Raw genomic sequence first — 13,872 nt, 5'->3', positions numbered from 1 at the left:
GCCCGGACAGTCGTTTTTGCAGATGCCCATTCAATGGAAGGTGAATGTGACCTGAGTGTCTCGTCCAGCTTCACCCACCTGTCCCCCTGTTTCCTCTGCCCGAGAATCAGGAACAGGGTGACTCAAGCCCCGGAAGGGGTGTTGCACGCGACGCTTTCCATCAATAACAAGCTTAAGCGGAGTACCACAGATGGCGTTCTTCACCGCAGCCAGCAAAGCCGACTTCCAGCACCAACTGCAAGCGGCACTGGCGCAGCACATCAGTGAACAGGCACTGCCACAAGTGGCGCTGTTCGCTGAACAATTCTTCGGCATCATTTCCCTGGACGAGCTGACTCAACGTCGCCTCTCCGACCTCGCTGGCTGTACTCTTTCTGCGTGGCGCCTGCTTGAGCGCTTCGATCACGCGCAACCGCAAGTGCGCGTCTACAACCCCGATTACGAGCGTCATGGCTGGCAGTCGACCCACACCGCGGTCGAAGTGCTGCACCACGACCTGCCATTTCTGGTCGACTCGGTTCGTACCGAGCTGAACCGCCGTGGCTACAGCATCCACACCCTGCAAACCACCGTGCTCAGCGTGCGTCGTGGCAGCAAGGGCGAGTTGCTGGAAATCCTGCCAAAAGGCAGCACCGGCGAAGGCGTCCTCCATGAGTCGCTGATGTACCTGGAAATCGACCGCTGCGCCAACGCGGCCGAATTGAATGTGCTGAGCAAAGAGCTGGAACAGGTTCTCGGTGAAGTCCGCGTCGCGGTCGCCGATTTCGAGCCGATGAAAGCCAAGGTGCAGGAAATCCTCGCTAAGCTCGACAACAGCGCTTTCGCCGTCGATGCCGACGAGAAGAACGAAGTCAAAAGTTTCCTGGAATGGCTGGTGGGCAACCACTTCACCTTCCTTGGCTACGAAGAGTTCGTGGTGACCGATCAGGCTGATGGCGGCCACATCGAGTACGACCAGAGCTCCTTCCTCGGCCTGACCAAACTGCTGCGCACCGGCCTGACCTACGATGACCTGCGCATCGAAGATTATGCCGTGAGCTACCTGCGCGAACCGACCCTGCTGTCGTTCGCCAAAGCTGCGCACCCGAGCCGTGTACACCGTCCTGCCTACCCGGACTACGTGTCGATCCGCGAAGTCGACGCCGACGGCAAAGTCATCAAGGAACACCGTTTCATGGGCCTCTACACCTCCTCGGTGTACGGCGAGAGCGTGCGGGTCATCCCGTTCATCCGCCGCAAGGTCGAAGAAATCGAACACCGCTCCGGCTTCCAGTCCAAGGCTCACCTGGGCAAGGAACTGGCGCAGGTCCTCGAAGTACTGCCGCGTGACGACCTGTTCCAGACCCCGGTCGACGAACTGTTCACCACCGTGATGTCGATCGTGCAGATCCAGGAACGCAACAAGATCCGCGTGTTCCTGCGCAAAGACCCGTACGGTCGTTTCTGCTACTGCCTGGCTTACGTGCCGCGCGACATCTATTCCACCGAAGTTCGCCAGAAGATCCAGCAAGTGCTGATGGAGCGCCTGAAGGCGTCCGACTGCGAGTTCTGGACGTTCTTCTCCGAGTCCGTGCTGGCGCGCGTGCAGTTGATCCTGCGTGTCGACCCGAAAAACCGTCTCGACATCGACACCGTGCTGCTGGAAAAAGAAGTCGTACAAGCGTGCCGCAGCTGGCAGGACGACTACGCCGCACTGACCGTCGAAAGCTTCGGCGAAGCCCACGGCACCAACGTGCTGGCTGACTTCCCGAAAGGCTTCCCGGCCGGTTACCGCGAGCGTTTCGCCGCGCATTCGGCCGTGGTCGACATGCAGCACCTGCTGAGCCTCAACGAAAAAAATCCGCTGGTGATGAGCTTCTATCAGCCGTTGGGCCAGGTTTCCGGCCAGCGCGAGCTGCATTGCAAGCTGTATCACGCTGACACTCCGCTGGCGCTGTCCGACGTTCTGCCGATTCTGGAAAACCTCGGCCTGCGCGTGCTGGGCGAGTTCCCGTACCGTCTGCGTCACACCAATGGCCGCGAGTTCTGGATTCACGACTTCGCGTTCACTGCCGCTGAAGGCCTGGACCTCGACATCCAGCAACTCAACGACACCCTGCAGGACGCGTTCGTCCACATCGTCCGTGGCGAAGCCGAAAACGATGCGTTCAACCGTCTGGTACTGACCGCCGGCCTGCCATGGCGCGACGTGGCGCTGCTGCGCGCTTACGCCCGTTACCTGAAGCAGATTCGTCTGGGCTTCGATCTGGGCTACATCGCCAGCACCCTGAACAACCACACCGACATCGCTCGCGAATTGACCCGGTTGTTCAAGACCCGCTTCTATCTGGCGCGCAAGCTCGGCAGCGATGATCTGGAAGACAAGCAACAGCGTCTGGAACAAGCGATTCTGACCGCACTGGACGACGTCCAGGTGCTCAACGAAGACCGCATCCTGCGTCGCTACCTCGACCTGATCAAAGCCACCCTGCGCACCAACTTCTACCAGACGGATGCCAACGGCCAGAACAAGTCGTACTTCAGCTTCAAGTTCAACCCGCACGCCATTCCTGAGCTGCCGAAGCCAGTTCCGAAGTTCGAAATCTTCGTTTACTCGCCACGCGTCGAAGGCGTGCACCTGCGCTTCGGTAACGTGGCGCGTGGTGGTCTGCGCTGGTCCGACCGCGAAGAAGACTTCCGTACTGAAGTCCTCGGTCTGGTAAAAGCTCAGCAAGTGAAGAACTCGGTCATCGTGCCAGTGGGTGCGAAGGGCGGCTTCCTGCCGCGTCGTCTGCCTCTGGGCGGCAGCCGTGACGAGATCGCGGCCGAGGGCATCGCCTGCTACCGCATCTTCATTTCCGGTCTGTTGGACATCACCGACAACCTGAAAGACGGCGCGCTGGTACCGCCGGCCAACGTCGTGCGTCATGACGACGATGACCCGTACCTGGTTGTGGCAGCGGACAAGGGCACTGCAACCTTCTCCGACATCGCCAACGGCATCGCCATCGACTACGGCTTCTGGCTGGGTGACGCGTTTGCGTCCGGTGGTTCGGCCGGTTACGACCACAAGAAAATGGGCATCACCGCCAAAGGCGCGTGGGTTGGCGTACAGCGTCACTTCCGCGAGCGCGGCATCAATGTTCAGGAAGACAGCATCACGGTCGTTGGCGTCGGCGACATGGCCGGTGACGTGTTCGGTAACGGCCTGTTGATGTCCGACAAGCTGCAACTGGTCGCAGCCTTCAACCACCTGCACATCTTCATCGATCCGAACCCGAACCCGGCGACCAGTTTCGTCGAGCGTCAGCGCATGTTCGACCTGCCGCGTTCGGCCTGGACCGACTACGACACCAGCATCATGTCCGAAGGTGGCGGTATCTTCTCGCGCAGCGCGAAGAGCATCGCGATCTCGCCGCAGATGAAAGAACGCTTCGACATCAAGGCCGACAAGCTGACCCCGACCGAACTGCTGAACGCCTTGCTCAAGGCACCGGTGGATCTGCTGTGGAACGGCGGTATCGGTACTTACGTCAAGGCCAGCACCGAAAGCCACGCCGATGTTGGCGACAAGGCCAACGATGCGCTGCGTGTGAACGGCAACGAACTGCGCTGCAAAGTCGTGGGCGAGGGCGGTAACCTCGGCATGACCCAACTGGGTCGTGTGGAATTCGGTCTCAATGGCGGCGGTTCCAACACCGACTTCATCGACAACGCCGGTGGCGTGGACTGCTCCGACCACGAAGTGAACATCAAGATCCTGCTGAACGAAGTGGTTCAGGCCGGCGACATGACCGACAAGCAACGTAACCAGTTGCTGGCGAGCATGACCGACGAAGTCGGTGGTCTGGTGCTGGGCAACAACTACAAGCAGACTCAGGCCCTGTCCCTGGCGGCGCGTCGTGCCTACGAGCGCATCGCCGAGTACAAACGTCTGATGGGCGATCTGGAAGGCCGTGGCAAGCTGGACCGCGCCATCGAGTTCCTGCCGACCGAAGAGCAGATCAACGAGCGCGTAGCGGCAGGCCATGGCCTGACCCGTCCTGAGCTGTCGGTGCTGATCTCGTACAGCAAGATCGACCTCAAGGAACAGCTGTTGGGTTCCTTGGTGCCGGACGATGACTACCTGACCCGCGACATGGAAACGGCGTTCCCGCCGACCCTGGTCAGCAAGTTCTCCGAAGCCATGCGTCGTCACCGCCTGAAGCGCGAAATCGTCAGCACCCAGATCGCCAACGATCTGGTCAACCACATGGGCATCACCTTCGTTCAACGACTCAAAGAGTCGACCGGCATGAGCCCGGCGAACGTGGCCGGTGCTTACGTGATCGTGCGCGACATTTTCCATCTCCCGCACTGGTTCCGTCAGATCGAAGCCCTGGACTATCAGGTCTCCGCTGACGTGCAACTGGAATTGATGGACGAGCTGATGCGTCTGGGTCGCCGCGCTACGCGCTGGTTCCTGCGTGCCCGTCGCAACGAACAGAACGCTGCCCGTGACGTTGCGCACTTCGGTCCGCACCTGAAAGAGCTGGGTCTGAAGCTCGACGAACTGCTCAGCGGCGAAATCCGCGAAAACTGGCAGGCGCGTTATCAGGCTTACGTCGAAGCCGGTGTGCCGGAGTTGCTGGCGCGTATGGTTGCGGGCACCTCGCACCTGTACACCCTGCTGCCGATCATCGAAGCCTCCGACGTGACCGGGCAGAACCCTGCCGAAGTGGCCAAGGCCTACTTTGCCGTGGGCAGTGCGCTGGATGTCACCTGGTACCTGCAACAGATCAGCGCTCTGCCGGTTGAAAACAACTGGCAGGCCCTGGCCCGTGAAGCGTTCCGTGATGACGTCGACTGGCAGCAACGTGCGATCACCATCTCCGTCCTGCAACAGGGCGACGGCACTCAGGACGTGGAAGCACGCCTGGCGCTGTGGATGGAACAGCACGAAGCCATGATCTCGCGCTGGCGCGCCATGCTGGTGGAAATCCGTGCGGCGAGCGGCACGGACTACGCCATGTATGCGGTGGCCAATCGTGAGCTGCTGGATCTGGCGTTGAGCGGGCAAGCGGTGGTGGCTGCGGTTGCTGCGAATGCCGAGCTTGAATTGGCATAAGTAGTGGCTGAATGAGAAAGCCCCGGTGTCGTGAGATGCCGGGGCTTTTTTATGTCTGATGGATTTTTTGTTGATTTTTCAGGCCTCATCGCTGGCAAGCCAGCTCCCACAGGTTTCTCGGGTGTTCACAGAGTTTGTGTTCACCGCAGATCCCTGTGGGAGCTGGCTTGCCAGCGATGAGGCCCTATGGATCAATACAACTTATGTACTTGTTTGTTATCCACCATCGACACTCTATCTGTCGAGCTGGCCACTAAATTACTGAGCGACTGGTCAAACTTCTGCAATGCCCTAACTTGCACATCCTGTTGCTGGTTAATATCCGCGACAATTTCTTCAGACCCTTTGAAGTCCGCCCACACCGGTGTCAGTTCTTTCGCCTCCGAACCTTTGGCCGTGCCGATGTAGTTCAGTTGAGCATCATAAAAATCGGCACTCACATCGGCCTTGATATCGGAACTGCGCGAAGTGATCAGTTGGCTGTGGGTGTCGATAATCGCCACCACGTCCGGTTTGGCCTTACGCAGGCTCTGCATGTCCGGATACACCGTCACCGAGCCGAACTGGCGCTGCAAGGAGGCGTTGACCCATTCCACCGCCATGTCCGGTTTTGAACTGGCGACATAGGCATCATGGATCGGTTGCACCAGCAGGCTCTGGCCGAAACCGGTGCCGGCGTTGGCCTGATAGTCGCGCAGGTATTCGCGATTGGTCTGGGTGCTTGGGCTGTAGACCACGCCCAGCGACACGCCGGGACCGCTTTTTACTTGAGTGGCGCTGCTGCGACCGGTGGGATGGGGGAGCAAAGTGTCCAGGGATGAAACGGCTTTGGGGGCGGTGGGTACCGAACAGGCGGACAATGCTAAAACCGATATCGCCAATACACTGGTGAACGCAAGTTTCATGGTGTTTCTCCCGTGAAACAACATCAGTCGGAAAGTTTCAAAGTCGTTAAACACGACCGTTAATTCAGACTAAACCCGCCAACCTGACAATTTGCTGAGCTAACAGCCGTTAATTAGGTTCATTCGCTGTAACACGGCGCGGTTAATTACCCCGGGAAATAAAAAGGCGCAAATCAACGATTTGCGCCTTTTTATTTATGGCTGGCTAAACAACCATCAGTCTTTCAGGGGGATCAACACCTGTTCGTCCGGGGCCAGCACCATGAACACCAGCAGTTTGGCTGGTTTGCTTTTGCTGGCATTTTTCGACACCAGATGTTCGGAACCGGCCGGTTCGTACCAGAACTGGCCTTTCTTGTAGGTGACCGCTTGTTCACCCTTGACCTGGGAAATCACTTCACCTTCCAGCACGTAAGCCATGGCCGTGCCCTCGTGTTTGTGGGCGATGGAGGACTGACCGGGTTTGTAGTCGACTTCGATCATCATGGCTTTTTTGCCGGGGGCGTTTTTCAGCATCTGCTCTTGCAGGACGGTGACTTTTTCGGACGGGTCGTGGGCGAAGGCGGCCGGGGTGCAGAGGCTCAGGGCGAGGGCGGCGGCGAAGCGGGGCAGGGCTTTCATGGCGGGTTACCTGTGATGATCGGGGTGTTGCTGATCACAGTAGTCCGCAGGGCGAGGCATTCAAACGGCCAATATTCGGGAAGATCAGGTGACCAATCGGCGGTTATTCAGCGTGTTTGAGTACGCCATCGCTGGCAAGCCAGCTCCCACAGGTTTTGTGTCGTTCATTAAATTATCGAACGACGCTGAACCCTGTGGGAGCTGGCTTGCCAGCGATAGCGTCAGATCAGACGATGGGGAAACTGTTGAAATCGACGCTATTGGCCAACCGGCTATCGATCAAGTCAATAAACCCCTGCGCCTCGGGCCGGTTGAAATGCGCCTGCATCGCCGCTTCCGACTGCCAGCGGGCACTTACTGTCCAGCGGTGGCTGTCCTCGGGGCAGCGGTCGACCAGGTAGGAATCGCAGCCCGGCGTTTCGCGCAGGGTTTCGACGATCTTCTGCAGTTGCTTGCCCAGTTCATCCGAGCGGCCGGCCGCAGCCTGCACCTGGACCGTATTGATCACTTCGTTGGACATTGCTCACACTCCTGAATCAGGCCGGACGAATCCTGCTCATTGAGGGATAACGCCTGTGCAGAATAGGCCTGCACCTGTCGATCACCAATAACCAATCGGCGGTTAATCGCCCAGACCAATCATTCAGGCAACTTGTTGCAGAATGTCGCGCAAGCGATCCAGCGCGGTATCGATGTCGAGGGTTTCGATGGCGCCGAAGCCAAAGTACAGGCCGTTTTTCGGCGTTTGCTGGTAATAGAAGCCGTTGATCGCATACAGGCCGACTTCGACCTTTTTCGCCAGTTCGATCACCAGCGGCAGGTCAATCGGCACCTTGCAGAACACCGTCATGTGGAACCCGGCACTTGGCGGCACCGCTTGCAGCCACGGCGAAAGATCGTCGGCCATGCGCGCCAGAATACGTTCGCGGCGCTGCGCGTAGATGGTGTGGCAGCGGCGGATATGCTTGAGCAGGCAACCCTCGGCGATGAACTTGGCCAGCGCCCATTGCGGCAAGGTCGAGGCGTGCAGGTCGGTGAGCTGCTTGGCGCGGATCACCGCTTCGAGAATCGCCGGTGGCAAAATCGCATAACCCAGGCGCAGCTCCGGCAGCAAGGTTTTCGAGAAGGTGCCGACGTAGGCAACGATGCCGCGTTGATCGAGATTGAACAGCGAATCAGTGGGCCGGCCTTCGTAGCGGAATTCACTGTCATAGTCGTCCTCGATGATGATCGCGCCCAACTCATAGGCGCGGGCCAGCAAGGCTTCGCGGCGTGCGTGGCTCATCGGCATGCCCAGCGGGAACTGGTGCGACGGCGTGACATAGATGAGGCGGGTGCCATCAGGAATGTGTTCAACCTGGATGCCCTCGGCATCCACCGGAATTCCCACCACCTTGGCGCCATGGGTGGCGAACAGCAAACGTGCCGGCGGATAACCGGGATCTTCCATCGCCACCAGGCTGCCGGGGCTGATCAGTACGCGGGTGATCAAATCCAGCGCCTGTTGCGCGCCGTTGCACACCACGATGTCTTCGTCCTGACAGTTGATCCCGCGGGAAAAAGCGATGTGCCGGGCAATCGCATTGCGCAGCGCCGGCAGGCCTTCGGGCAGGCTGTAGAAACCCTTGGACTGCGTCATCTGCCGCATCGCGTGGGACACGCAGCGGCGCCAGTCATCCTGCAGGAACTGACCCTTGCTGGTGGCGCCGCCGATAAAGTCATAACGCAGCGAACCTTCCAGCGTCGGGTGGCGCAGAAACACCGGCAGATTGCGCCAACTCTCGATCACCTCGGCACCGGCCAGTTCGCTGTGGCTTTGCTTGCGCTGGACCTGCGCCGGGCGTGCGTTGACGTAGGTGCCTTTGCCGATCACCCCGGTGAGGAAGTTTTCGTAAGTCAGTTGCGCGTAAGTGTCGGAAATGGTCTTGCGCGAGATCCCCAGTTGCTCGGCGAGCAGACGGCTGGGTGGCAACTGTGTGCCGGCGGCGAGGCGCCCGGATTCAATGGCGCCGCGCAATTGCTGATACAACTGACCGGCGAGATCCTTGCGGCCGTTGATCACGACGTGAAGTTCCATACCGACGAGGCTCCCGAGGCTGTTTGGCGTGCCCGCCAGATTACCGCTGTTGTTTGAACGGCAATAGTTGCCTACCCGAAAAACCCAAAATTGGCCCCAATCCCTGTAGGAGCTGCCGAAGGCTGCGATCTTTTGACTTTGGTTTTTATAAACAAAAGCCAGATCAAAAGATCGCAGCCTTCGGCAGCTCCTACAGGGGGATTTATGTTTGGCAGGGGGGCAGTGGTGTAGCGGCTTTTCGTGGAATTGGGGCTGTAATGCACCGTTGTCGGGGTTTACGGTGAACTCATTACTCCGTCTACCGAGACCTGCCCATGTCCCCGCGCCTGGATTACTACAACGCTTCGCCCAAAGCGATGAAAGCGATGATTGCCATGGAGGCGCTGACCGCCAACCTCAGTATCGAGCAGCCGCTGCTGCAACTGATCAGGGTTCGTGCCTCGCAGCTCAACGGCTGCGCATTCTGCACCGACATGCACTCGGTGGACGCGCGGCGGGCCGGGGAAAGTGATCGGCGTTTGTATGCGATTGCGGTGTGGCGCGACAGCAACTTCTTCAACCCGCGCGAACGTGCGGCGCTGGCCTGGGCGGAGGCGGTGACGCTGCTGGCGGAGAGCCGGGTGCCTGATGAGGTGTACCAGCAGGCGCGCGAGCAATTCAGCGAAGGCGAACTGGTCGACCTGACCATGGCCGTCACCACCATCAATAGCTGGAACCGCCTCGCGGTGAGCTTTCGCCAAACCCCCAGCGATCTTTTGATTTTGACGTTGCCTTAATTCGCCGGGCGTTGCGGTTTCACCGAGGTGCCAAAGGTATTGCCCATTCGCGTGCTGGTTGCGGCCGGCGTCGCGAGGCCAACCTGATTCGGCGGCCGCTTATTCACCGGCACATTCAGCGCCTCTTGATTCTTTTTCGCCGCCGCTGCGCCTTCGGGGTTGTTGCCCATCTGCTGGCTCAAACAGTCGTAATTCGGCGCCTTGTAACCGCCGACCGTCACCTCGACACAGCCCAAGGGTTCCTCGGCATAAGCGCTCGACAGCGCCGTCAGCAACAGCCCGCCAAGGGTGAATCGCCACAGTGTGTTCATGCTCGCCTCCTGGCCGGCCCGAGGGGGCCGCGCTATGGCTTGAGTCTAGTGCAAGCCTTGCGCAATTCCCGTGATGGTTTTTTTGCAGTGCCCGTCACACCAGATTCATAAACAGCCCTCAGGATGACGATTTTCAGGGATACGTCAGCCGTGCAGCGAGGCAGTTCCAGGGACGGTCTTCAGCGTTCAACGAGGCTTGTGCGCCGGCTGGGTCTGGGGGTGCTGCTTGCCTGTGCGGCTAGCCACGCAATGGCCGACCCGGTGCCGGCAAACTTGCGCATGACGCTGCACATTCCGGCGCAGGATCTGGCGCACGCGCTGGATCAGTACAGCCACGCCACCGGCGTGGCGGTGCTGGTCGACAGCCAGTTGAGTCGCGGCAGGCGTTCGCTGGCGGTGGATGGCGAATACACCGCCGCCGACGCCCTGCGCCACCTGCTCGGCGGCAGTGGCTTGATGGCGCGCTATGCCCGAGACGATGCGTTCACCTTGCAAGTGGCTCAGGTCGACGACGTACCAGCGCCGCCGCAAAAACAGTCGCCGGAAAGCGTGGCCGTCAACCGCAGTTACGCCACGGCGGTGCAAGCGGCGATCGAGCGCAACCTGTGCCGTTCGCCGCTGACCCGTCCGGGCAGTTATCGCGCGGTGTTGCAGGTCTGGGTCGGGCGCGATGGCCTGGTGCAGCACAACCGGTTGGTCACTTCGACCGGTGATGTACGGCGCGATACCGCGCTGGTGGAAAGCTTTCGCAATCTCAGGATCGACCGGCCGACGCCCAGCGCGTTGCGTCAGCCGGTCACGTTGCTGTTGTTACCGGAGTCGTCAGGAAAACGCATGGAATGCACCACATGGGAAGGAGTTTCCGGGGGATGAAAGACACCGGACAAGGTTCGATGGCTCAACTGTTCCTGACGTCTTACGAGGACTTCAGGGTGCGCCTGCGTCGGCGTTTGGGCTCGGAGGATCTGGCCAACGACGTGCTGCACGAGACCTGGTTGCGGGTCGACCGCATGGAGACGCCGCCCAACCTTTTGCGGCCCAACGCCTACCTCTATCGCATGGCCCTGAACATCGCTGCCGACCGGCGTCAGGCCGACGCGCGGCTACTCACCGGCTCCGAGGTCGAAGAACTGCTGCAAATCGGCGACGAGGCCCTTGATCCGGCGCGGGTGGTGGGGGGGCAAAAGGAAATCCAGTCGCTGCTCAGTGCGCTTTACGAACTGCCGGCACGGCGACGGCGGATCTTCATCGCGGCGCGTCTGGAGGAGGCGCCGCACCTGGAGATTTCCCAACGCTTCGGCATTTCCACGCGCATGGTCGAGAAGGAAATCAAGGCTGCCTTGGGCCATTGCGCCGCAAAACTTGAAAGAAAAGTGTTTCAGCGGTTCGGTCGCGGGGCCGGAAAACCGTCTTCAGAGTAGTGCCCGATTAATCCGTTGAGAATCTGCGCGTCTTGAACATCTTTCGACTGACACCTGCCGAGCCCTCGGCCGCCGAGCGCCTGCAAAGCGAAGCCCGCGACTGGCTGATCCTGTTGACCTCGGGCCGCGCCACCGTCGCCGACGCCCGGGCGCTGCGCCAGTGGTGCGCACAAAGCGCCGACCATGCGCGCGCATTCGAAGAGACCAAAGCGCTGTGGCATTTACTGCAACCGGCGGCAGAAGGTTTGCAGGCGCCGCGTGGGTTTGGACGGCGGGCGTTTCTGGGTGGCGCGATTGCCGCGTCGGCGGCGTTCCTGTTGGTGCGCGGGACGATCCCGGGTGGCTTTGGCGGGTTGGGTGCCGATTTCATCACCGAAGTCGGGCAGCAGCGGCGTTTTGAACCGGTGGAAGGTGTGAGTCTTGAGCTGAACACGCAGACCCGGATCAATCAGCGCGCCGTGGATGGCGGGGTGCAGGGGTTTGAGCTGGTCAGTGGTGAAGTCGAAGTACAGACCGCGCGGTTGCCGCTGGCGATGCAGGCCGGGGGCGGGTGGTTGCGGGCGAGTCAGGCGCGGTTCAATTTGCGTAATACCGATCAGCAGGTGTGTGTGACTTGTCTTGATGGTGCCGTGGAGGTGGACGTTGAAGGGCGCCGTTTGCGTCTGGAGCCGGGGCAGCAGGTGACTTATGACGCGCGGCAGGTTGGCAGCGTACAAAGTGTCGACACGGCGGCGGTGATGAATTGGCGGCAACAGGTGTTGGTGTTTAACGGGGCGACGTTGAGTCAGATGATTGATGAGATTAATCGCTATCGGCCGGGCATGTTGCTGCTGCTTAACAGTGAGCTTGGGCAACGGCGGGTGCAGGCGCGCTTCAGCCTGGATCAACTCGCGGGCGTCGCGTTGTTGATTCGCGATGCTTATGGCGTCAAATGCACTGAGCTGCCGGGTGGCGTCGTTGTTTTGAGCTAGTGGGTTTGATTGGGTACATATCCGTTGCTGCGGTTATGGCTGCTTAGGGTTCCGCCCTTACGGCGGGTCACTTTTTCCAGACGCCCGGAATGCCGGCCCAGTCAAAAGTAACCAAAAAGGCTTGCTCCTACGTGCGGCCCGCTCGCTGGGGCTCGGGGTTCCTTCGCTGCGGGATCCATCCGGGCGCATCGCCTACGGTTTGCTTCGCTGCACCTCCTCTCGATGCATTTGGCTGCGCCAAACGGTCGCTGCGCTCCCACCCCCGGATGAATCCCGGAACGAGGCCTTCCGACGTCGCCCGTGAATCAAGATCAAAAGCTGCAGCCGAGCTAACGCTCATCCTGTTGAGTGGGGCGGCTTTGCCGCTGGGGCTGTACGCACATTAAAAACTGTGGGAGCGAGCCTGCTCGCGAAGGCGGCCTTCCAGCCAACCAATCTCTTGCTGATGTACCCGATCCAACTGTAGGAGTGAGCCTGCCCGCGATGACGGCCTAACAGCCAACCAATCCCCAACTGACGCCCCCCAATCCCAATGTAGGAGCTGCCGAAGCCTGCGATCTTTTGATCTGCAAAATCAAAGTCAAAAGATCGCAGCCTTCGGCAGCTCCTACAGGGATATCCGATATTCAGGGATCGGCATCACTCCAACGGCCCAATCACCTGCCGATACTTTTCCACCCCCTGCGCCGTCCCCCGGCTCAACCGAATCTCCAACCCCGCCGGATCCTCCCGCCGATTCCCACTCAACTGCCGCCAGCCCTTATCCACCTCCCAAACCCGCACCTGCACATCACTGACATCCTGCAAAACAGCGACTCCATTCCCAGGCGCCGGCAACGGATACCGACTCCGCGCCGCCGCCACCGCCCGATACAGCGTGTCACCCTTGACCCACCACCGCACCCGCTGCAAAGCCCCCGGCTGATCCGCCGCCGTGCGAATGATGTCCAGGCGAAACCCCTTACTGTCGCTACTGCGCACAGTCAGCGCAGGCGGGGCGCTCGGCGGCTCATCATCCACGCCAACCTTCTTCGGCTCGGTCAACTCAATTCCCGCGCGCATGTCCACATCCCGCTGCAACTGATTCAACGCCCGCAGCAGGCTGTCACTCTGCTCACTGCTGGCCTGCAAATGGCTGTCCGCCCGCGTCACGCTGTCGAGCCCCCGCCAGGCAATCAAACTCACCACCGCCATCAGCAAAATCGCGACCATCACCTCAATCAGGGTAAAACCTTGTTGGTCCTTCATTGCACGCTGATCCGGCCGGCGCCATCGCGCAACACGCTCAGCCGATTGAAACCATCAGACAAGGTCAATTGCAGCGGCGGGTTGATCCATTCGGCGTTGAGCACGACTTTCTGTTTCGGCTCCACGCGAACCTCCATCTTCGGACTCTGCCACGGCCGTGGGCGCAATTGCGGGTCCTGGCTGAAATGCTCGAAACCCTTGCCGCTGTCACTGCGCCGACTGAAGCGAAACCCCTTGGCATCACTGACCCACACAATCGGCCGACCATCCGCCCGGGCCTCCGCCTGCGCCACCTGCAGCAACTGCGCCACACGCTCGGCATCCTTGCGCAGCAATTGCAACGGATCGGGCTTGATACTCAGGCTGATCGCCGCACTGGCGATACCGATGATCACCAGCACCACCATCAACTCGATCAGGGTAAAGCCCCGTTGCCTGTTCATCGCGCGCGCTCCT

General features: G+C 60.2%; 12 protein-coding genes. 5 read left to right on the top strand and 7 right to left on the bottom strand.

Annotated features, from left to right (window positions below):
- Positions 1-190: 190 nt before the first annotated feature.
- Positions 191-5,086 (top strand): NAD-glutamate dehydrogenase, encoded by a 4,896-nt coding sequence (locus tag PSH79_RS15725; RefSeq protein WP_305438282.1) that lies wholly within the window; start codon positions 191-193, stop codon positions 5,084-5,086.
- Positions 5,087-5,277: 191 nt separating this feature from the next.
- Here PSH79_RS15725 and PSH79_RS15720 read toward each other — a convergent pair whose 3' ends face one another.
- The 4 genes from PSH79_RS15720 to PSH79_RS15705 all read right to left on the bottom strand — a co-directional run bounded on the left by PSH79_RS15720 (position 5,278) and on the right by PSH79_RS15705 (position 8,689).
- Positions 5,278-5,991: an ATPase gene (locus tag PSH79_RS15720; protein WP_305438280.1), complete on the bottom strand. Its 714-nt coding sequence runs from the start codon at positions 5,989-5,991 to the stop codon at positions 5,278-5,280.
- A 216-nt stretch (positions 5,992-6,207) separates the two neighbouring features.
- A complete protein-coding gene (locus tag PSH79_RS15715; RefSeq protein ID WP_305438279.1) occupies positions 6,208-6,612 on the bottom strand; it encodes a cupin domain-containing protein in 405 nt (134 codons plus the stop codon).
- Between the two features lie 226 nt (positions 6,613-6,838).
- On the bottom strand, positions 6,839-7,132 hold the full coding sequence (locus tag PSH79_RS15710) for a putative quinol monooxygenase (protein ID WP_008087993.1): 294 nt from the start codon (positions 7,130-7,132) through the stop codon (positions 6,839-6,841).
- A 123-nt stretch (positions 7,133-7,255) separates the two neighbouring features.
- Positions 7,256-8,689, bottom strand: coding sequence for a PLP-dependent aminotransferase family protein (locus PSH79_RS15705; RefSeq protein ID WP_305438277.1), 1,434 nt, complete (start codon positions 8,687-8,689; stop codon positions 7,256-7,258).
- A gap of 314 nt (positions 8,690-9,003) precedes the next feature.
- Here PSH79_RS15705 and PSH79_RS15700 point away from each other — a divergent pair, with 314 nt between their 5' ends.
- Complete coding sequence (locus PSH79_RS15700; RefSeq protein ID WP_305438276.1) at positions 9,004-9,465, top strand: carboxymuconolactone decarboxylase family protein; 462 nt, start codon at positions 9,004-9,006, stop codon at positions 9,463-9,465.
- Here PSH79_RS15700 and PSH79_RS15695 read toward each other — a convergent pair.
- A complete protein-coding gene (locus PSH79_RS15695) occupies positions 9,462-9,776 on the bottom strand; it encodes a hypothetical protein (protein WP_305438275.1) in 315 nt (104 codons plus the stop codon). The two genes, PSH79_RS15700 and PSH79_RS15695, sit on opposite strands and share 4 nt — an antisense overlap.
- Before the next feature lie 207 nt (positions 9,777-9,983).
- On the opposite strand from PSH79_RS15695, the gene PSH79_RS15690 reads away from it, so the two are divergent.
- Genes PSH79_RS15690 through PSH79_RS15680 form a run of 3 tightly spaced genes read left to right on the top strand, consistent with a single transcriptional unit; the run spans position 9,984 to position 12,168 of the window.
- Positions 9,984-10,649 (top strand): STN domain-containing protein, encoded by a 666-nt coding sequence (locus PSH79_RS15690; protein ID WP_305443991.1) that lies wholly within the window; start codon positions 9,984-9,986, stop codon positions 10,647-10,649.
- Entirely contained in the window at positions 10,646-11,197 is a 552-nt protein-coding gene (locus PSH79_RS15685) for an RNA polymerase sigma factor (RefSeq protein WP_305438274.1), read from the top strand. Before PSH79_RS15690 ends, PSH79_RS15685 begins: the two co-directional genes overlap by 4 nt.
- Positions 11,198-11,229: 32 nt before the next feature.
- On the top strand, positions 11,230-12,168 hold the full coding sequence (locus PSH79_RS15680) for a DUF4880 domain-containing protein (RefSeq protein WP_305438272.1): 939 nt from the start codon (positions 11,230-11,232) through the stop codon (positions 12,166-12,168).
- 639 nt (positions 12,169-12,807) lie between these two features.
- Here PSH79_RS15680 and PSH79_RS15675 read toward each other — a convergent pair.
- On the bottom strand, positions 12,808-13,416 hold the full coding sequence (locus PSH79_RS15675) for a prepilin-type N-terminal cleavage/methylation domain-containing protein (protein WP_305438271.1): 609 nt from the start codon (positions 13,414-13,416) through the stop codon (positions 12,808-12,810).
- Positions 13,413-13,859, bottom strand: a complete 447-nt coding sequence (gspH, locus tag PSH79_RS15670; protein ID WP_187678592.1) for a type II secretion system minor pseudopilin GspH — start codon at positions 13,857-13,859, stop codon at positions 13,413-13,415. Before gspH ends, PSH79_RS15675 begins: the two co-directional genes overlap by 4 nt.
- Positions 13,860-13,872: the final 13 nt, after the last annotated feature.

The sequence above is a fragment of the Pseudomonas sp. FP2196 genome, assembly GCF_030687715.1.
In the GTDB taxonomy this organism is placed as follows: domain Bacteria; phylum Pseudomonadota; class Gammaproteobacteria; order Pseudomonadales; family Pseudomonadaceae; genus Aquipseudomonas.
The sequence above is the reverse complement of the archived record's forward strand: the minus strand, read 5'-3'. Positions and strand labels throughout refer to the sequence as shown.

Excerpts from the sequence above, each read along its gene's own strand:
- PSH79_RS15675 (WP_305438271.1), bottom strand. The coding sequence starts at position 13,416 with ATGAAGGACCAACAAGGTTTTACCCTGATTGAGGTGATGGTCGCGATT.
- PSH79_RS15715 (WP_305438279.1), bottom strand. The coding sequence starts at position 6,612 with ATGAAAGCCCTGCCCCGCTTCGCCGCCGCCCTCGCCCTGAGCCTCTGC.
- gspH (WP_187678592.1), bottom strand. The coding sequence starts at position 13,859 with ATGAACAGGCAACGGGGCTTTACCCTGATCGAGTTGATGGTGGTGCTG.
- PSH79_RS15720 (WP_305438280.1), bottom strand. The coding sequence starts at position 5,991 with ATGAAACTTGCGTTCACCAGTGTATTGGCGATATCGGTTTTAGCATTG.
- PSH79_RS15695 (WP_305438275.1), bottom strand. The coding sequence starts at position 9,776 with ATGAACACACTGTGGCGATTCACCCTTGGCGGGCTGTTGCTGACGGCG.
- PSH79_RS15705 (WP_305438277.1), bottom strand. The coding sequence starts at position 8,689 with ATGGAACTTCACGTCGTGATCAACGGCCGCAAGGATCTCGCCGGTCAG.
- PSH79_RS15685 (WP_305438274.1), top strand. The coding sequence starts at position 10,646 with ATGAAAGACACCGGACAAGGTTCGATGGCTCAACTGTTCCTGACGTCT.
- PSH79_RS15700 (WP_305438276.1), top strand. The coding sequence starts at position 9,004 with ATGTCCCCGCGCCTGGATTACTACAACGCTTCGCCCAAAGCGATGAAA.
- PSH79_RS15710 (WP_008087993.1), bottom strand. The coding sequence starts at position 7,132 with ATGTCCAACGAAGTGATCAATACGGTCCAGGTGCAGGCTGCGGCCGGC.
- PSH79_RS15725 (WP_305438282.1), top strand. The coding sequence starts at position 191 with ATGGCGTTCTTCACCGCAGCCAGCAAAGCCGACTTCCAGCACCAACTG.